An 18,205-nucleotide genomic window follows, 5' to 3' on the forward strand; every position below is an offset into this window, starting at 1 on the left:
TCGTGGCGGAGGACGGTCACCCGGTACTCATCCGTACCGATGATTTGCCTTCGCGTGCCGTGTCCCGGGGAACCGGAATAAGGGGCTCATCCGTCCTGTTGGAGAGAGCGTCAGCAAAGTTGAGTCTGCTCGACTCAAGTGATTTGACAGTGAGGATGCCGCCAGGCACCCTTGCGAACAGAGACTCGACCGGGCCGCGCCCCGTGGGGGGAGCGGGTGCGGCCGGGCGTTCATACGGAAGAGCAAGACCACCACGGAGGACGAGAGATCATGGCACGTGCGGTCGGTATCGACCTGGGGACGACCAACTCGGTCGTCGCGATTCTGGAGGGCGGCGAGCCCACCGTGATCGCCAACGCGGAGGGGTCCCGGACCACGCCGTCGGTGGTGGCGTTCGCCAAGAACGGTGAGGTGCTGGTCGGTGAGGTCGCCAAGCGGCAGGCGGTGACCAACGTCGACCGCACGATCCGGTCGGTCAAGCGTGAGATGGGCACCGACTGGAAGACCTCGATCGACGGCAAGGACTTCACGCCGCAGCAGATCAGCGCGTTCGTGCTGCAGAAGCTCAAGCGCGACGCCGAGGCGTACCTGGGCGAGAAGGTGACCGACGCGGTGATCACCGTGCCGGCCTACTTCTCCGACCACCAGCGGCAGGCCACCAAGGAGGCCGGGCAGATCGCCGGCCTGAACGTGCTGCGCATCATCAACGAGCCGACCTCGGCCGCGCTGGCCTACCACCTGGAGAAGGAGAACGAGGCCACCATCCTGGTGTTCGACCTGGGCGGCGGCACCTTCGACGTCTCCCTGCTGGAGGTCGGCGACGGCGTGGTGGAGGTCAAGTCGACCTCGGGTGACAACCACCTGGGCGGCGACGACTGGGACTCCAAGGTCGTGGACTGGCTGGTGGAGCGGTTCAAGAACGCCAACGGCGTGGACCTGTCCAAGGACAAGATGGCGCTGCAGCGGCTGCGTGAGGCCGCGGAGAAGGCCAAGATCGAGCTGTCCTCGTCCAGCGAGACGCAGATCAACCTGCCCTACATCACCGCGTCGGCCGAGGGCCCCCTGCACCTGGACGAGAAGCTGACCCGGGCGGAGTTCCAGCGGATGACCGCCGACCTGCTCGAGCGGACCAAGGCGCCGTTCCAGCAGGTCCTCAAGGACGCCAACATCAAGCTGTCCGACATCAACCAGGTGGTCCTGGTCGGCGGCTCCACCCGGATGCCCGCCGTCAGCGAGATGGTCAAGGAGCTGACCGGCGGCAAGGAGCCCAACAAGGGCGTCAACCCCGACGAGGTCGTCGCGATCGGCGCCAGCCTCCAGGCCGGTGTCCTCAAGGGCGAGGTCAAGGACGTCCTGCTGCTGGACGTCACCCCGCTCAGCCTGGGCATCGAGACCAAGGGCGGCATCTTCACCAAGATCATCGAGCGGAACACCACGATCCCGACCAAGCGCTCGGAGACCTTCACCACGGCCGACGACAACCAGCCGTCGGTGGAGATCCAGGTCTTCCAGGGCGAGCGCGAGATCGCCGCGTACAACAAGAAGCTCGGCACCTTCCAGCTCACCGGCCTGCCCCCGGCGCCGCGCGGCGTCCCGCAGATCGAGGTGACGTTCGACATCGACGCCAACGGCATCGTCAACGTCTCCGCGAAGGACCAGGGCACCGGCCGCGAGCAGTCGATGGTCATCACCGGCGGCTCTGCGCTGCCGAAGGACGACATCGACAAGATGATGCGCGAGGCCGAGGAGTACGCCGAGGAGGACCGCCGCCGCAAGGAGGAGGCCGAGGTCCGCAACCAGGCCGACACCCTCGCCTACTCCACCGAGAAGTTCCTGCGCGAGAACGACGAGAAGGTCCCCGCCGAGCTCAAGACCGAGGTCGAGGAGGCCGTCGCCGAGGTCAAGAAGAACCTCGAGGGCACCGACGTCGACGCGATCCGCACCAGCGCCGAGAAGCTGGCCCAGGTCAGCCAGAAGATGGGCGCCGCGATGTACGCCCAGAACCCCGAGGCCGGCGCGCAGGCCGGCGACGCCGGCCCGACGGCCGACGCCCAGGGCGGCGACACCGCGCAGGACGACGACGAGGTCGTCGACGCCGAGATCGTGGACGACGACAAGGACAAGAAGGGCGGTGCCGCGTGACGACCCCTCCCAACAAGGGCGAGGGCGAGGAGCGCGAGGGCCCGGTGATCCGCGACAAGCGGCGCATCGACCCCGAGACGGGCGCGGTCCGGGAGCCGGCGGAGACGCCGGCCGCCCCGGCCCCGCCGCCCGGCCCCGGGCAGGGCGGTGCGCCGGCCGGCGCCCCGGCGGCCGAGGCGAGCGCCGAGGCCGCCGCGCTCCAGGCCCAGCTCGACGAGCGCACCCTGGATCTCCAGCGGCTCAAGGCGGAGTACGACAACTACCGCCGCCGGGTCGAGCGGGACCGGGTCGCGGTCCGCGAGCAGGCCCTGGCCAACGTACTGAACGAGCTGCTTCCGGTCCTGGACGACATCGGCCGGGCCCGCGACCACGAGGAGCTGGTCGGCGGGTTCAAGTCGGTCGCCGAGGCGCTGGAGGCGGTGACCGGCAAGCTCGGCCTGGAGCGGTACGGCGAGAAGGGCGAGCCCTTCGACCCGACCGTGCACGAGGCGCTGATGCACGCGTACTCGCCGGACGTCACCGAGACCAGCGTCGCGGACGTCCTCCAGCCCGGCTACCGGATCGGTGAGCGGGTGCTGCGTCCCGCTCGGGTCGCGGTGGCCGAGCCCGAGGCCGGCGGCGACGCCCCGGCCGCCGAGTCCTGATCCGGATTCGAATCTCGACTCGAAAATCGGCGACATCCGGGACGGCCCGGCCTAGGCCGGGCCGTCCCGGGCACGAACGACTTGACGCAGGGCACGAGAAGAGGGAGAGCGGGGCGCCGTGAGCACCAAGGACTACCTGGAGAAGGACTACTACAAGGTCCTCGGTGTCGCGAAGAACGCCTCCCAGGACGAGATCAAGAAGTCCTACCGGAAGCTGGCCCGCAAGTACCACCCGGACGCCAACAAGGGCGACACCGACGCGGAGGACCGTTTCAAGGAGGTCTCCGAGGCGTACGACGTCCTGTCGGACGAGAAGCGCCGCAAGGAGTACGACTCGGTCCGGTCGATGCCGGGCGGGTTCCGCGGCGGCCGCCAGGGCGAGGGCTTCGGCTTCGACCTGGGGGACCTGTTCGGGCAGGGCCAGCAGGGCGGCGGCGCGGGAGGCGCCGGCGACCGGCTCGGGGACCTGTTCGGGGGGCTGTTCAACCGCGGCGGCGGGGGCACCCGCACGACCGCCGGCGCGCGCCGGGGCCGCCGCGGGCAGGACATCGAGACCGAGGTGACGCTGTCGTTCGGCCGCGCGCTGAACGGCGTGACCGTACCGCTGAAACTGACCAGCGAGGCCGGCTGCCCGAGCTGCCGCGGCACCGGCGCCAAGGCCGGGACCGTGCCGCGGGTGTGCCCGAACTGCGAGGGCACCGGGCACGAGACCCGCAACCTGGGCAGCTTCGGGTTCCAGGAGCCGTGCCGCGAGTGCCGCGGCCGCGGCCTGGTGGTGGACGATCCGTGCCCGACCTGCCACGGCAGCGGCCGGGCGACCGGCACCCGGACGATCCAGGCGCGGATCCCGGCGGGCGTGGCCGACGGCCAGAAGATCCGGCTGAAGGGCAAGGGCGCGCCGGGCGAGAACGGCGGCCCGGCCGGCGACCTCTACGTGAACATCAAGGTCCGGCCGCACAAGGTGTTCGGCCGGAGTGGCGACAACCTGACGATGTCGGTGCCGGTGACGTTCCCGGAGGCGGCGCTGGGCGCCGAGATCCGGGTGCCGACCTTCCAGGGCCAGCCGGTGACGCTGCGGCTGCCGGAGGGCACGCCGAACGGCCGGACGTTCCGCGTCCGCGGCCGGGGCGCGACCCGGCGCGACGGCACCAAGGGCGACCTGCTGGTGACGGTGGACGTCCAGGTGCCGCAGAAGCTCGACGACCAGACGCGGGAGGCCCTGGAGCGGCTCCGCGACTCCGGGTCCGGCGAGGACCTGCGCGGCGAGCTGCTCCAGCAGGCCCGGGAGGAGTGATCGAGCCATGGATCCGTTCGGCGACGACACGCCGGTCTACGTGATCTCGGTGGCCGCCCAGCTGTCCGGCCTGCATCCGCAGACGCTGCGGACCTACGACCGGCTGGGGCTGGTCTCGCCCGGCCGCACGGCCGGGCGGGGCCGCCGCTACTCCATGCGCGACATCGTCCAGCTCCGCGAGATCCAGCGGCTCTCGCAGGAGGAGGGCATCAACCTGTCGGGCATCAAGCACATCCTCGAGCTTCAGCGCGACAACGTCATGCTCCGCGAGGAGCTGGCGAAGGCGCACGCGGCTCTGGAGGACCTGGCGAACGAACTCGAGTCCACCCGTGCCGTCGCGGCACGCCTGGCGCAGCAGCGGCGGCGCGGCGACGCCGGTGGCGCACCGGGCGGCGATCTGGTGCCGATCCGCCACACCAGCGTCGTGGTGTGGCAGGAACGCGACCGCAAGAGGGACTGACGCGGGGGACGGGGAAGACGGACATGGATTACAAGCTCACGCAGAAGAGCCAGGAGGCGGTGTCGGTCGCGATCCGCCGGGCCGCGGCCGAGGGACACCCCCAGGTGGAGCCCCAGCACCTGCTGGTGGCGCTCATAAGCCAGCCGGAGGGGACGGCCGTACCGCTGCTGGAGGCGGTCGGCGCCGACTGGCAGGCGCTGCGGCGCCGCGCCGAGGAGCAGCTGGCGAACATGCCGAAGGCGGCCGGCTCGACCGTCTCGTCGCCGCAGATGGCGCGGCAGACGATCGTCGCGGTGAACACGGCGGCCAACCGCGCGAAGCAGCTGGAGGACGAGTACGTCTCGACCGAGCACCTGCTCGTCGGCCTGGCCGCCGACGGGGGGCCGGCCGCGGGGCTGCTGAAGGAGTTCGGCGCGACCCCGCAGGCGCTGCTGGAGGCGTTCGAGAAGGTCCGCGGGCACGCGCGCGTGACCAGCGAGAACCCCGAGGACACGTACCAGTCGCTGGAGAAGTACGGCGTCGACCTCACCGCCGCCGCCCGCGACGGGCGGCTCGACCCGGTGATCGGCCGGGACGCGGAGATCCGCCGCGTGGTGCAGGTGCTGTCGCGCCGTACCAAGAACAACCCGGTGCTGATCGGCGAGCCCGGCGTCGGCAAGACCGCCGTCGTCGAGGGCCTGGCGCAGCGCATCATCGCGGGTGACGTGCCCGAGTCGCTGCGCGGCAAGCGGCTGGTGTCGCTGGACCTCAGCGCGATGGTCGCGGGCGCCAAGTACCGGGGCGAGTTCGAGGAGCGGCTCAAGGCCGTCCTGAACGAGATCAAGGAGAGCAACGGGCAGATCGTCACGTTCATCGACGAGCTGCACACCGTCGTCGGGGCGGGCGCGGCCGAGGGCGCGATGGACGCCGGCAACATGCTGAAGCCGATGCTGGCGCGCGGCGAGCTGCGCATGATCGGCGCGACGACGCTGGACGAGTACCGCGAGCGGATCGAGAAGGACCCGGCCCTGGAGCGCCGGTTCCAGCAGGTCATGGTCGGCGAGCCGACGGTCGAGGACACGATCGCGATCCTGCGCGGGCTCAAGGGCCGGTACGAGGCGCACCACAAGGTGCAGATCAACGACTCCGCCCTGGTCGCCGCCGCGACCCTGTCCGACCGCTACATCACCTCGCGCTTCCTGCCCGACAAGGCGATCGACCTGGTCGACGAGTCGGCGTCCCGGCTGCGCATGGAGATCGACTCCCGTCCGGTGGAGATCGACGAGCTGCAGCGCTCCGTCGACCGCCTCAAGATGGAGGAGATGGCGATCGGCAAGGAGACCGACGAGGCGTCCAAGCAGCGCCTCGAACGCCTCCGCCGCGACCTCGCCGACCGCCAGGAGCAGCTGAACGCCCTGGTCGGGCGGTGGGAGCGGGAGAAGGCCGGGCTCAACCGGGTCGGTGAGATCAAGGAGCGCATCGACCAGCTCCGCGGCGAGGCCGAGCGCGCCCAGCGCGACGGCGACCTGGAGACCTCGGCGCGGCTGTCGTACGGCGAGATCCCGGCGCTGGAGAAGCAGCTCCAGGAGGCGTCCGAGCAGGCCGACGACGAGAACCGCGACGCGATGGTCAAGGAGGAGGTCGGGCCGGACGACGTCGCCGACGTGGTCGCGTCCTGGACCGGCATCCCCGCCGGCCGTCTCCTCGAAGGCGAGACGGCCAAGCTGCTGCGCATGGAGGACGAGCTGGGGCAGCGGCTGATCGGCCAGGAGGCCGCCGTCCGCACCGTGTCGGACGCGGTCCGCCGCGCCCGCGCCGGCATCTCCGACCCGGACCGGCCGATCGGCTCGTTCCTGTTCCTCGGCCCGACCGGCGTCGGCAAGACCGAGCTGGCCAAGGCGCTGGCGGAGTTCCTGTTCGACGACGAGCGGGCGATCACCCGGATCGACATGAGCGAGTACTCCGAGAAGCACTCGGTGGCCCGCCTCGTCGGCGCCCCGCCCGGATACGTCGGCTACGAGGAGGGCGGCCAGCTCACCGAGGCCGTGCGGCGCCGCCCGTACAGCGCGGTCCTGCTGGACGAGGTGGAGAAGGCCCACCCCGAGGTCTTCGACATCCTGCTCCAGGTCCTCGACGACGGCCGGCTGACCGACGGCCAGGGCCGTACGGTCGACTTCCGCAACACCATCCTGATCATGACGTCGAACCTGGGGTCGCAGTTCCTCGTCGACCCGACGCTGGAGAACGGGGCGAAGCGGGACGCCGTCATGACCGCGGTGCGCGCCGCGTTCAAGCCGGAGTTCCTCAACCGGCTGGACGACGTGATCCTGTTCGACGCGCTGTCGACGCGGGAGCTGACCCGGATCGTCGATCTTCAGGTGGAGCGGCTCGCCTCCCGCCTCGCGGACCGCCAGCTCACCCTCACGGTGACCGACGCGGCCCGCGAGTGGCTGGCCTTGACCGGCTACGACCCGCTGTACGGCGCGCGGCCGCTGCGCCGCCTCGTGCAGACGGCCATCGGCGACCAGCTGGCCCGCGAGCTGCTCGCCGGCGAGGTCCGCGACGGGGACGAGGTGGTGGTGGACCTCGACGAGGCCGCCGACGCCCTCACGGTCGCCCCGGCCGGCGGCCTCACCCTCACGAAGTCCTAGCTCCCCGAGCCCGGGGGCCGGGCGGCCCACCCCGCCCGGCCCCCTTTCGTGCCCCAGGGAGAACCTGCCACGCAGACCTACCGCGACGGAGAGGTGTTCACCGGGGTCCTGAAGGTCGTCGCCCCCTTCCCGGCGGAGATCGACCTCGGTCAGGTGTGAGCCGGCTCCGTTCTGGGGGGTTCAGACCAGGTTGAAGGTCTTGAGGTACTCCTCGATCATCATGTCGCGGCCCTTGATCTGCGCGGTCGTCTCGGCGTCGAGGACGCCCATCTCGGGCGTGTACGACAGGCCGGCCTCCGGGCCGAGCGGCATGGCGATCATCGGGCCGGCGGGGGCGTACGTGCCGTCCGCCGGGGCGCCGCGGAGGAGGGCGCGGACGTTCGCCGCGACCACCTCGGCGTGCCGGCCCGCGTTCGCCGCGGTCTTGGCCTCGGGGACCGCGGTGATGTCGCCGAGGGCGAAGACGCGCTCCTGGCCCGCCACCCGCAGCTCGGGGGTCACCTCGACGAAGCCGTCCCCGCGGCGGGCCTCGGCCAGCTCGCCGTTCAGGTAGCCGGTCTGCGGCGCGACGCCGAAGCAGCGGAACCAGAGGTCGGCGGAGATCTCCGCGCCGTCCGCCGTGGTGACGGTGAACGCCTCCGCGGTGCCGGGGCGGGACGGCGGGTCGCCCGCGAGCCCGGTGCCGAGCAGCACCTCGATGCCGAGCGCGGCGAGCTGGCGGCGCAGCTCGTCCCGGAACTCGTCGGGGAACGCGCCCATCAGCTCGCCCGCCGGGTCGACCAGCGTCACCGCCTTGTCCGGCCAGGCGTGCTTGATCTCGCCGGCGAGTTCGAGGCCGACCGGCCCGGCGCCGAGCAGCAGCACCCGGCCGGCGCCGGCCAGCTCGCCGTGCGCCGCGCGGACGGCCGCCTTGGCCGCGGTGCTGTCCTCGATCTCGAACTTCGCCGGGAACGGGTAGCCCGAGCCCGTCGCCAGCACCACGTAGTCCGCCTCGATCCGCTCGCCGGATCCCAGCGTGACGGTGGTGCCGTCCACGCTCGCCGCCCGGTCGCGGACCACGCGGCCGCGGGCGAGGAGCTTCTCGTACGGGAAGAACAGGCGGTCCGTCCACTGCGGGTCGACGAGCCCGCGCAGCGCGGCCGCGTTGTGCACGAACGCGTCCCTGGGCTCGACGAGGACGACGTCCGCCACCTCGTCCAGTTCCTTCGCGACGGCGACGCCGCCGTAGCCGCCGCCAACGATCACCACTGTGCCGGTCATGTCGGACCCCTTTAGTTCGCAACCTGAATCATGCGTGACGCGAAGTAAATTAGTTCGCGACCTGAAGTACTGTCAAGCTAGAATCGGTTCCATGACCGGGAGCGAGTACAGGCTGTCCACCGCGCTGGTGCAGATGGCGCACCTGGTGGAGCGGGTCTTCACCGAGGTCGCCCGCGACTACGGCCTCACCCGGCAGCAGATCGAACTGCTGTGCGTCCTCAGCCAGGGCCCGCAGGGGATGACCGGGCTGAGCGAGATCCTCGGCCTGGGCCGCTCCGGCCTCACCGGCCTGGTCGACCGCGTCGAACGCCAGGGACTCGTCACCCGCACGCGCGAGACGTGCGACCGCCGCGCGTACCAGGTGTCCCTCACCGACAAGGGCGAGCGCCTCGGCCTCGAAGCCCACGAACGGGTCAGCGACCGCCTCGACGCCCTCGGCGACGCCCTCCCGCCCGGCGACCGCGAACGGATCGCGCCCCTGCTGGCCGCCCTCGCGTCCGGGGAGATCGCCCCGGCCTAGGTACGGCCAAGGAACGGGCAAGCCCCCGCGCCGCACGCCGCCCCGCCGCCCCGCTCGCCGTAACGTCCGGCGGCAGGAGCCGTGCTGGCCGGGGGAGGCGCGCGATGAGGACGTACCGCAAGGTGATCGTGGCGGTGGCGGGAGGCGCCGCCGCCGTCTCGACCTGGCCGGCGACCGCCGGGACCGCCGGGTCACCCGCTCCCGCCGACCGCTGGAGGCTCGTCGCGCACGAGGGCTTCGACCGCCCGCTGCGCGTGGACGGCGCGAAGTGGCGCCTGGACCCCCACGGCCGGCGCAGCCCGTGGCACGTCGACGCGTTCGACGACGACGGGGAGGCATGGACGAAGATCAGCGGCCCGGAGTTCAAGGAGCGGCTCGACTCGCTGAACGTGTTCCGCAAGCGCGTCGCGTTCGGCGGCAAGGGCTGGCTGACCGCCGAGGTCGCCGCCGTCGACAAGGACCGCGACGGCCGCCCCGACTCCCGGCCCGGCCTGCACACCGCCCGCCTCCCGGACGGCCAGAAGGTCGCGCGGATCTCCGAGCCCAGCTGGGACGCCGGCGTCCTGATCCGCCCCACCCGCCCGCTCCCGCGGCGCTACCGCGTCGAGATGACGCTCCGCGGCATCGACTTCGGCGGGAAGCGGCACGGCACGTTCGACTACGACGGCAAGCACAACGGCTACACCCGCGAGCCCTGCAAGACCCGCTTCCCCTGGACGTTCCAGGGCGCGCTGCCCGGCCGGACGCGCTGCGCGTACCCGGACGTCACGCGCGAGAACGGGTTCTACTACATGACGATCCTCGACTACGCGAACCCCGCGCCGCACGGCAACCCCGGCATCCACTACCGGCGCAAGGTCATCATGGACGGCTACTACAGCGACGACGAACGCTGGAAGGACGCCGGGACCTGCGACCCCGCGACCGGCCGCATCCGCCGCACCTTCGACGGCACGTTCAACGGTGTCAACGCGCTGTTCGTCCGCGGCGACCGGTTCCGCGAGGCCGCGAACAACAACATCAGCAACGAGTACTACATCAAGACCCGGTGCGGGAACGTCTCCATGGACGAGCCGTACGGGCCGGGCGGCCGGTTCCGCGGCCACCTCACCAGCGCGGAGATCCGCCCCGAGCTGATGCCCGGGGCGTCCTACCGCTTCGCCGTGGAACGCGACCGGTCCGGCTACACCCTGGAGATGAGCGGCCCGTTCCTGCACAGCGGGCAGACCACGCTGCGCGTCCACCACAGGTTCGTGGAGGACGGCCGCCCGATCTGGCACTACAACCAGACGCCCGGCGAGTACGACGGCCGCTTCGACCGCAGCCTCACCCACACCGGCCCGGCCGGGACGTACACGACCGCGCACACCTGGCCGAAGGGGTCGGCGTACCCCGACTCGTTCATCATCGGTGACCCGCACCTGAACTACTACGAGGGCTCCGCGGACGTGGACGACATCCGGCTGTACGTCCCGCGCCGCTAGAGGTGCCCGCGCCGGGCGTCAGGGGTGCGCGCTCCGGTCGAGGCCGAGCGTGGCGAGCAGGTCCTCGTGGAGCTCGAACCAGACGCGATGGCAGGAGTCGACGTCGGTGCGGTCCACGTACGCGTCCTCCCCGGCCCGGGCGCGCGCCAGGGCCGCGGCGAACCGGACGTCGTAGCCGCGGAACCGCGCCAGGACGTTCCCGAGCCGGCCGGCCAGCGGCGCGAGCGCGCGGGAGACGCCGTCGAGCTCGTGCAGGACGCCGTCGTCCCAGGCGGGGTCGCTGTGGTCGTTGACGGCGAGCCGGTCCCCGGCGGTGGGCCGGATCTGCCAGTCGGTGCAGGCGGCCAGCAGGAGGGCGTTCAGCGGGAGGAACCGGCGGTAGACGTCCCGGACCTCGCCGGCGCCGCCGACGCGTGCGAGTTCGGCCGCGAGCAGGCGCTCGTTCTCGGCGCGGCCCGGTTCGGTCAGCGACCAGCCGGCGGTGCCGGCGAAGGCGGTGTGCCCGACCCAGCCGCGCGCCTCGGCGTCGCGCAGCAGGTCCGCGGTCCGGGCCGGGTCGAGCCCGAACCGCCGGGCGATCACCGGGGTGTCCGCGAACCCGACGATGCGCACCGCGTGCAGGACCAGCAGGGCGGGCGGGGAGTCACAGGTCACGAGTCGCCTTCCTGGCGGGCCGTCAAGCGGGTGAAGTGCTGCTGGCACGCCTGGGGGGAGTTGAACCCCATCGCGTCCGCGATCTGCGCCCACGTCGCTCCGGCACTGCGAGCGGTGAACAGCAGGGCCGACTCCAGCCCGTCGACCTCGGCGCGCGCGGCGGGGATCAGGGCGAGCGCGCTCAGGACGTCGGCCGGGCCGAGGTCGGCGTTGCGCCAGACGGCGAACTGGACGAGGTCGACCGCCGACGGCGGGGCCGGTGCGGGGCGCCAGGGTCGGGGGTCGAGCGCGTCCGCGCCCAGTCGCAGGAGGTGCGCGCTCGCGTCGCGCTCACGGCCTGCCTGGGTGTGGTCCGCGCTCCCGGCGGGAGTGGTGTCGTGCTTGCGTGGCATGCGTTCATGGTCCACAATCAACGAAATGTTGTCAACATTTCGTTGAGAGTGAGGCAGCTGTGATCGTGCCCCTCGCCGCGGCCGGCGCCGCCACGTGCGGCGGCAAGGCCGGCGCGCTCGGCGCTCTGCTCCGCGCCGGGCTGCCGGTTCCCGACGGTTTCGTCGTGCCGTTCGCCGCCTACCGCGCCGCCGTCCGCGATCTGGACGTCGAGCCGGACCGGTCCGACGCCGTACGGCGGGCGATCGAGGCCCGCCCCCTTGGCACCGCCCTGACCCGTGCGCTCGGGCGCGCGCTCGCCGAGCTCGGTGATCCGCCCGTCGCGGTGAGATCGTCCGCCGCGCACGAGGACACCGGCCGGGCGTCGGCGGCCGGCCAGCACGACAGCTTCCTCGCCGTGCGCGGGGCCGACGCGGTCGCGGGCGCCGTACGCGCCTGCTGGGCCTCGCTGTTCACCGCGCGCGCCGTCGACTACCGGAGCGCCTCCGGCCGGGCCTTCGACGATCTCGCCATGGCCGTCCTCGTGCAGCGCCATCTGGACGCCGAGGTGTCCGGGGTCATGTTCACCCCCGACCACCCGGACGGCGCGACCCGCATCGAGGCGTCCTGGGGGCTCGGCCCCAGCGTCGTCGGCGGCACGGTCACCCCCGACGCCTACCGCGTCGCCGCGGACGGGACGGTCGCCCGCGCGGTCGCGCACAAGCGGACCCGCCTCGACCGGCGCGGCGGGCGGCTGGTCGCCTCCGACGTGCCGGCCGGTGCCCGCGACCGTCCCGCGATCGACGACGCGACAGCCCGGCGGCTCGCCGGGCTGGGCCGGGAGATGGCCGCCGGACGCGGCGGACCGCAGGACGTCGAGTGGGCCATCGCCGATGGGGACACCTGGATCCTGCAAGCCCGGCCGGTCACCGCCGCACTCCCGGAGTGGCCGTCACCCGCCCTGCCCGAACCGGCCGCGACGCCCACGCTGACCGGAACGCCCGGCGGCCACGGGACCGCGACCGGCACCGCGAGGATCATCCGCGGCCCCCGCGACTTCACGCGCGCCCGCCCCGGCGACATCATCGTCTGCCCGTTCACCGACCCCGCGTGGACTCCGCTGCTGCGCATCGCGGCCGGCGTCGTCACCGAGACCGGCGGCGCGCTCTCCCACGCCGCGATCGTCGCCCGCGAGAACGGCATCCCCGCCGTCCTCGGGATTCCCGGCGCGACGAGCAGGCTCCACGACGGCGGCACCGTCGTCATCGACGGCGCCACCGGCACCGTCACGGCGGCCGGCGCATGACGCGGCACCTCTATCTGGCGCGCCACGGCGCGGCCGACGCGTTCGGGAACCTCACCGAGACCGGCCGCCGGCAGTCGGCCCTGCTGGGCGAACGGCTCGCCGCCCTGCCGATCGACGCCGTGTGGCACTCCCCGCTACCGCGCGCCGCGGCCTGCGCGCACGAGATCGCCCGCCACCTGCCGGACGCGCCCGTCACCGAGGCCGCCGAACTCGTGGACCACGTGCCCTACGTCCCCCGGGCGGACGAGACACCACCGTCCTGGGCCGGCTTCTTCGACGGCTACGACGGCGCCGAGGCCGCCGCGGGACACCGGCTCGCCGAAGCCCTGGTCGCCCGGTTCGGGAGGCTCCCCGACACGTCCGGAGCCGGGCGCGACACCCACGAGGTCCTGGTGACGCACGCCTACCCGATCGCGTGGCTGGTGCGGCACGCCCTGGACGCGCCGCCGTCCCGGTGGCTCGGCCTGAACAGCTCCAGCGCCGCGCTCACGGTCATCGACCACCGCCCCGGCCTGCCGCCGACGCTCGTGATGTTCAACGACATGAGCCACCTGCCGGCCGACCTGCGCTGGACGGGGTTCCCCGACGGCACGAGGCCATGAGGCGGCGCCGCGCCCCGCGTCCTAGGAGTCCTCCCCCTCGGGATCCTCCGCCAGGAACTCCTCGACCAGCTCGGCCGGGTTGGCGTCCCTGGTCATCGCGAACATCGCGTCCGGGTCGAACATGTCGTACAGGACGATCGGCAGCGGCCGCCCGAGCGCCTTGACCAGGTGCCCCTCCGCGTGCAGCCACCGTGCCAGATCGACGCACGACTCGCGGAAGCGCTCGTCGAGCCGTTCCTCGTCGTCCCAGAACCCCTGCTCCTCCGCCTCCCGGCGGAACAGCGCGGCCCCCTCCGGGTCGTTCCCGGCGCTGCGGACGCCCTCCAGCCCGGACGGCGGGAAGTAGGCGTAACTCCACCGCACCTCCCACGCCTCGGCCGCGCCCACCACCTCGATCTGGCGCGCCACCTCGGCCTCGGTGTTGTAGCCGACCGCCAGGTACGGGAACCGGGGATCCTGGTCCACACTGTCGATACGGAACGTCACGACGTAGATCCCGCCGTCGTCCGGGAACTCCGCCAGTGCCCGCAGGACCTCCCGTTCCATATGCCGCCGGAACGTCATCCCCAACTCCTTCCACCAGGTGATCGAGATCGATTCCATCACGCCCGGCCGTCCCAGGATCCGCGTCGCCGCGTACGTCGTCAGGCGGCGGGCCGTCCCCGAGCTCCTCGTCTTCGACCACGCCGGCCTGCCCGAGGCCGGCACCCAGATCCCCGCCGGCGGCGCCCGCCCGGACGAGACCCTGGAGCAGGCCGTCCTCCGCGAGGTCGCCGAGGAGACCGGCCTGCGCACCGCGGTCCTGGCCGGCCGGCTCGCCGTCGAGAACAAGCCGCACCCCGACACCGGGCAGCCCCGCAGGACCACCTACTTCCACCTCCGCGCCCCCGCCTCCACGCCCGACGCGTGGCACCACACCGTCTCCGGCGAAGACGGCGACTCCGGCCTCACCTTCGCCTGCCGCTTCGTCCCCCTCCCCCTCGCCCACCCCCTGGCCGACCGCCAGGACACCTGGCTGCACCGCATAGACCCCCTGTGGGCCACCTGAACGCGTCCGGCGCCCCCGCTCCACGGGAGCCACATGGGGACCCTCCACGTGGACGCGGTGCACACGACGACGGAGTGCTGGTCTTGCATGAGCGGCGGGAAACGCCGGCCAGCCGGGGAATCCCGCGATCCGGGAGCGGATCGAGCGGCGGCCGCCCGCGCTGACCCTGTGCGGCCATGTCCACTGGGCGCGGGCGGTCGCCGCGCTCGGGGCCGGCCATGTGGTGAACGTGGACGGCCGGGTCGCCGTCTTCACCGGCTAGCGCGGCCGGTCAGCGGACCTTGCGGAAGAACGCCCGGACGTCGCCGACCAGCAGGTCCGGCGCCTCCATGGCGGCGAAGTGGCCGCCGCGGTCGAACTCCGACCAGTGGATCACGTGGTGCTCGCGCTCGGCGATCCGCCGGATCCCGCCGTCGCCGGGGAAGACGGCGACGCCGTGCGGGATCCCGGAGCGCTCGACCGGCCTCCCCCACCGCGCCGCGCCTTCCTTGTAGAGGCGGGCGGACGAGGCGGCGGTGCCGGTCAGCCAGTACAGCGTCACGTCGGTGAGCAGCTGGTCGCGGTCGACCGCGTCCTCGGGCAGGTCGTGCGCGGGGTCGGTCCACTCCCTGAACTTCTCGGCGATCCAGGCCAGCTGGGCGGCGGGGGAGTCGTGGAGGCCGAACGCGACGGTCTGCGGCCGGGTGGACTGGATGACCGCGTAGCCGGAGCCGTCGGTGTCGGCGTAGGTCCGCAGGCGGGCCAGCTCGCTCTCGGTGAGGCCCTCGGCCTCGGCGGGGTCGAACGTCGGGAAGCCGAGCGCGCCGTTGACGTGCACGCCGGCGACGCGGCCGGGGGCGACGCGGCCGAGTTCGGGGGAGACGACCGCGCCGGTGTCGCCGCCCTGGGCGCCGTAGCGCTCGTAGCCGAGGCGGCTCATCAGCTCGGCCCACGCGCGGGCGACCCGGTGCGGGTCCCAGCCGGTGTCGCGGGTGGGGCCGGAGAAGCCGAAGCCGGGGATGGACGGCGCCACGACGTGGAAGGCGTCGGCGGGGTCGCCGCCGTGGGCGCGCGGGTCGGTGAGCGGGCCGATGATCTTCATGAACTCGACGACCGAGCCGGGCCAGCCATGGGTGACGATCAGCGGCAGCGCGCCGGGCTCGGGCGACCGCACGTGCAGGAAGTGGACGTTCTGGCCGTCGATCTCGGTAGTGAACTGCGGGTACGCGTTGAGCGCGGCCTCGTGCTCCCGCCAGTCGTAGCCGTCGCGCCAGTACTCGGCCAGCCGCCGCACGTACGCGACCGGGATGCCGTACGACCAGCCGACACCGGGCAGCTCGTCGGGCCAGCGGGTGCGGGCGAGCCGGTCGCGCAGGTCGTCGAGCGCGGGCTGCGGGATGTCGATGCGGAACGGGCTGATCTCCGTGGACGTCATGGCACCACGCTAGGAACCTCTTAGGTCAGGACCGGTCCTAACCCGGCAGGGCTGGGCCGATGACGTTCATCACCGCCTTGCGGACGGCCTCGGGGTCGGGTGCGGGGCCGGTGCGGTCGGCGAACAGGAGATGGGCCGTCCCGATCAGCGTCGGGGCGAGGGCGTCGACCTCGGCGTCGGGCGCGAGCCGGCCCAGGTCGCGCTCGGCGGCGAGGTAGCCGGCGATCATGATCGCGGCCTCGGTGAGCACCGGGACGCCCGCCGGCCAGGTCTCGCGGAGGCGGGCGCGCAGCTCGTCCCGGAAGGTGACGAGGGCGACGATCGCCACGGCGACCGAGCCGAAGAGGGCGGTCAGCGCACCGGTGAGGTTGCCGGCGACCGGGCCGGTCCCGGCGGCGTCGCGGAGGGCGGCGGCCTGGGCGTCCATCCGGTTCACCCGGTCGAGGACGAGCTCGGCGAGGAAGGCGTCGAAGTCGGCGAAGTGGCGGTGCAGGACGCCCTTGGCGCAGCCCGCCTCCGCCGTGACCGCGCGGCTGGTCAGGCCGCTGGGGCCGTCCCGGAGCAGGACGCGGTCGGCGGCGTCGAAGAGCTGCTCGCGTACGTCCCGGAGGTGCACTCCCGTGGGCAACGTGCGTCCCGTCCCTTCCAAAGTGGGCGAGCGCCCACTAAGGTGGGCGCATGCCCATTATAGCGAGAGAGCAGCCGGAACCCCATCGCGCGCGGCGGATGGCGGAATCGTTCGGGGCGGACGCCGAACGCTACGACCGGACCCGCCTCCCCTACCCCGAAGCCCTGGTGGAACGGATCGTCGCCGCCAGCCCCGGCCCGGACGTCCTCGACGTCGGCACCGGCACCGGCATCGCGGCCCGGCAGTTCCAGGCGGCCGGCTGCACCGTGCTCGGCGTCGACCCGGACGCGCGGATGGCGGAGTTCGCGCGCCGCGCCGGCGTCCCGGCCGAGGTGGCGACGTTCGAGGACTGGGACCCCGCCGGCCGCCGGTTCGACGCGGTCGTCGCCGGGACGGCGTGGCACTGGGTGGACCCGGTCGCGGGCGCGGCCAAGGCGGCGCGGGTGCTGCGCCCCGGCGGCCGGCTCGCGGTCTTCGGCCACGCGTTCCAGCCCCCGGCCGAGGTGGGCGAGGCGTTCTGGACGGCCCTGCGCCGGGTGGCGCCCGACTCGCCGATCGACGTCCGGCCGGACGCCCGGGTCGTGGACCTCTACCAGGCGTTCTACACGAAGGCCGCCGACGGGATCCGGGCCGCGGGCGGCTTCGGCGAGCCGGAGCGGTGGCGCTACGACTGGACGAGGTCCTTCACCCGGGACGAGTGGCTCGACCAGCTGCCCACGCACGGCGCCGTGACGGGCCTCCCGCCGGACGGCCTGGCGGAGGTCCTGGAGGAGGTCGGCGCCGCGATCGACAGGGTGGGCGGCGCGTTCACCATGCCGTACACGACGTTCGCGGCTACGGCCGCGCTCAAGGCGCCGTAGGCGAGCCGCAAGCCGTCCGTAAGGGGGGTCCGCCAAGCTGAAGGCACATCGAGAGGGCGGGCCGGGCGGGGACCTCATCACGTACGGAGGGAGCACGCTGGTGCGGGCGCTGATCGCCGAGGAGCTGCTGGACGAGCTGCATCTGTTCGTCGATCCGGCGGCGATCGGCGCCGGCATCCCGGTGTTCCCGAGCACCGGGGCGAAGCACCGGTTCCGCCTGGCCTCGTCCCGGACGTTCGACTGCGGGATCCTCGCCCTGCACTACGAGCCGGTGCGCTCCTGACGGACGTAGCGGAAGAACGCGATCCCCGAGGCGAAGACGCGGTGCTCGGCCAGGCGGAGCCGGAGTTCGGTGTCGAGCGGCAGGTACGGCTTGCCGCCGCCGACCACCACGGGCATCACGAACATCCGGAACTCGTCGATCAGATCGGCCAGGGACGCGGCCAGCTCCGGGCCGCCGACGTCGAGCGTGCCGTCGATCTCCTTCTTGAGGCGCGCCGCCTCGGCCACCGCGTCCCCGCGGCGGACGAGGGTGACGCCTTCGGGGACGTCGCGGAGCGTGTCGGAGAAGACGTACCGGGGCGTGTCCAGGTAGGCGCGGGCGAACTCGGCCTCCACGTCGGAGGCGTCCGGGTTCGCGGCGACCGTCCGCCAGGGCTCCTCCATCATCTCGTAGAGGCGGCGGCCGAAGAGGAACGCGGCGGTGTCGCGGGCCTGCTCGTTCGCGACGCGGTGGACCTCCTCGTCGGGCTCCGAGAACGCGATGCTTCCGTGGCGGTCCTCGATGTAGCCGTCGATCGACGTGTTCATCGAGTAGACGAGCCTGCCCATGGTGCTCCTCCGGTCGTCAGGGTCGTCAGGTGGTCAGGGAGGCAGACCGCCCGGACGGC

The 18,205-nt window shown here is 72.9% G+C and carries 19 protein-coding genes; 12 read left to right on the forward strand and 7 right to left on the reverse strand.

Going from position 1 to position 18,205, the window contains the following annotated elements:
- Window positions 1-270 precede the first annotated feature (270 nt).
- The 5 genes from dnaK (at window position 271) to clpB (ending at window position 7,170) form a co-directional block, all read left to right on the forward strand.
- Complete coding sequence (dnaK, locus tag ACA361_RS28750) at window positions 271-2,142, forward strand: molecular chaperone DnaK (RefSeq protein ID WP_375016983.1); 1,872 nt, start codon at window positions 271-273, stop codon at window positions 2,140-2,142.
- Complete coding sequence (gene grpE, locus ACA361_RS28755) at window positions 2,139-2,786, forward strand: nucleotide exchange factor GrpE (RefSeq protein WP_375016985.1); 648 nt, start codon at window positions 2,139-2,141, stop codon at window positions 2,784-2,786. Before dnaK ends, grpE begins: the two co-directional genes overlap by 4 nt.
- A gap of 118 nt (window positions 2,787-2,904) precedes the next feature.
- Entirely contained in the window at window positions 2,905-4,080 is a 1,176-nt protein-coding gene (dnaJ, locus tag ACA361_RS28760; RefSeq protein WP_375016988.1) for a molecular chaperone DnaJ, read from the forward strand.
- Window positions 4,081-4,087: 7 nt separating this feature from the next.
- Window positions 4,088-4,540, forward strand: coding sequence for a heat shock protein transcriptional repressor HspR (locus tag ACA361_RS28765; protein ID WP_375016990.1), 453 nt, complete (start codon window positions 4,088-4,090; stop codon window positions 4,538-4,540).
- 23 nt (window positions 4,541-4,563) lie between these two features.
- On the forward strand, window positions 4,564-7,170 hold the full coding sequence (gene clpB / locus ACA361_RS28770; RefSeq protein ID WP_375016993.1) for an ATP-dependent chaperone ClpB: 2,607 nt from the start codon (window positions 4,564-4,566) through the stop codon (window positions 7,168-7,170).
- Between the two features lie 180 nt (window positions 7,171-7,350).
- Here clpB and ACA361_RS28775 read toward each other — a convergent pair whose 3' ends face one another.
- Window positions 7,351-8,430 carry an NAD(P)/FAD-dependent oxidoreductase gene (locus ACA361_RS28775; protein ID WP_375016996.1) on the reverse strand — a complete coding sequence of 360 codons (1,080 nt, stop codon included), beginning with the start codon at window positions 8,428-8,430 and terminating at the stop codon, window positions 7,351-7,353.
- Between the two features lie 91 nt (window positions 8,431-8,521).
- On the opposite strand from ACA361_RS28775, the gene ACA361_RS28780 reads away from it, so the two are divergent.
- Window positions 8,522-8,950 carry a MarR family winged helix-turn-helix transcriptional regulator gene (locus ACA361_RS28780; RefSeq protein ID WP_375016998.1) on the forward strand — a complete coding sequence of 143 codons (429 nt, stop codon included), beginning with the start codon at window positions 8,522-8,524 and terminating at the stop codon, window positions 8,948-8,950.
- A gap of 104 nt (window positions 8,951-9,054) precedes the next feature.
- Complete coding sequence (locus tag ACA361_RS28785) at window positions 9,055-10,434, forward strand: hypothetical protein (RefSeq protein WP_375017001.1); 1,380 nt, start codon at window positions 9,055-9,057, stop codon at window positions 10,432-10,434.
- A gap of 18 nt (window positions 10,435-10,452) precedes the next feature.
- On the opposite strand, the gene ACA361_RS28790 is transcribed toward ACA361_RS28785, so the two are convergent.
- Both ACA361_RS28790 and ACA361_RS28795 read right to left on the reverse strand, forming a co-directional pair.
- A complete protein-coding gene (locus ACA361_RS28790; protein ID WP_375017003.1) occupies window positions 10,453-11,088 on the reverse strand; it encodes a transcriptional regulator in 636 nt (211 codons plus the stop codon).
- Window positions 11,085-11,480, reverse strand: coding sequence for a DNA-binding protein (locus ACA361_RS28795; RefSeq protein ID WP_375017006.1), 396 nt, complete (start codon window positions 11,478-11,480; stop codon window positions 11,085-11,087). Before ACA361_RS28795 ends, ACA361_RS28790 begins: the two co-directional genes overlap by 4 nt.
- Window positions 11,481-11,539: 59 nt before the next feature.
- Between ACA361_RS28795 and ACA361_RS28800 the strand changes: the two genes are divergently transcribed.
- Window positions 11,540-12,763 carry a PEP/pyruvate-binding domain-containing protein gene (locus ACA361_RS28800; protein WP_375017009.1) on the forward strand — a complete coding sequence of 408 codons (1,224 nt, stop codon included), beginning with the start codon at window positions 11,540-11,542 and terminating at the stop codon, window positions 12,761-12,763.
- Window positions 12,760-13,365, forward strand: a complete 606-nt coding sequence (locus tag ACA361_RS28805) for a histidine phosphatase family protein (RefSeq protein ID WP_375017011.1) — start codon at window positions 12,760-12,762, stop codon at window positions 13,363-13,365. Before ACA361_RS28800 ends, ACA361_RS28805 begins: the two co-directional genes overlap by 4 nt.
- Window positions 13,366-13,386: 21 nt before the next feature.
- Here ACA361_RS28805 and ACA361_RS28810 read toward each other — a convergent pair whose 3' ends face one another.
- Window positions 13,387-13,929 carry a hypothetical protein gene (locus ACA361_RS28810; protein WP_375017013.1) on the reverse strand — a complete coding sequence of 181 codons (543 nt, stop codon included), beginning with the start codon at window positions 13,927-13,929 and terminating at the stop codon, window positions 13,387-13,389.
- A gap of 19 nt (window positions 13,930-13,948) precedes the next feature.
- Between ACA361_RS28810 and ACA361_RS28815 the strand changes: the two genes are divergently transcribed.
- Window positions 13,949-14,413, forward strand: a complete 465-nt coding sequence (locus ACA361_RS28815; RefSeq protein WP_375017015.1) for an NUDIX domain-containing protein — start codon at window positions 13,949-13,951, stop codon at window positions 14,411-14,413.
- A 271-nt stretch (window positions 14,414-14,684) separates the two neighbouring features.
- Here ACA361_RS28815 and ACA361_RS28820 read toward each other — a convergent pair whose 3' ends face one another.
- Window positions 14,685-15,827, reverse strand: a complete 1,143-nt coding sequence (locus tag ACA361_RS28820) for an epoxide hydrolase family protein (RefSeq protein WP_375017018.1) — start codon at window positions 15,825-15,827, stop codon at window positions 14,685-14,687.
- A 37-nt stretch (window positions 15,828-15,864) separates the two neighbouring features.
- Window positions 15,865-16,455: a TetR/AcrR family transcriptional regulator gene (locus ACA361_RS28825; protein WP_375017020.1), complete on the reverse strand. Its 591-nt coding sequence runs from the start codon at window positions 16,453-16,455 to the stop codon at window positions 15,865-15,867.
- Between the two features lie 98 nt (window positions 16,456-16,553).
- On the opposite strand from ACA361_RS28825, the gene ACA361_RS28830 reads away from it, so the two are divergent.
- Together ACA361_RS28830 and ACA361_RS28835 are read left to right on the forward strand one after the other, a co-directional pair.
- Entirely contained in the window at window positions 16,554-17,315 is a 762-nt protein-coding gene (locus ACA361_RS28830; RefSeq protein ID WP_375017022.1) for a class I SAM-dependent methyltransferase, read from the forward strand.
- Window positions 17,316-17,352: 37 nt separating this feature from the next.
- Window positions 17,353-17,598 (forward strand): dihydrofolate reductase family protein, encoded by a 246-nt coding sequence (locus ACA361_RS28835; protein ID WP_375017434.1) that lies wholly within the window; start codon window positions 17,353-17,355, stop codon window positions 17,596-17,598.
- Here ACA361_RS28835 and ACA361_RS28840 read toward each other — a convergent pair.
- Window positions 17,577-18,146 (reverse strand): dihydrofolate reductase family protein, encoded by a 570-nt coding sequence (locus tag ACA361_RS28840; RefSeq protein ID WP_375017024.1) that lies wholly within the window; start codon window positions 18,144-18,146, stop codon window positions 17,577-17,579. The two genes, ACA361_RS28835 and ACA361_RS28840, sit on opposite strands and share 22 nt — an antisense overlap.
- Window positions 18,147-18,205: the final 59 nt, after the last annotated feature.

Source organism: Actinomadura sp. 21ATH, from assembly GCF_041951345.1.
In the GTDB taxonomy this organism is placed as follows: domain Bacteria; phylum Actinomycetota; class Actinomycetes; order Streptosporangiales; family Streptosporangiaceae; genus Spirillospora.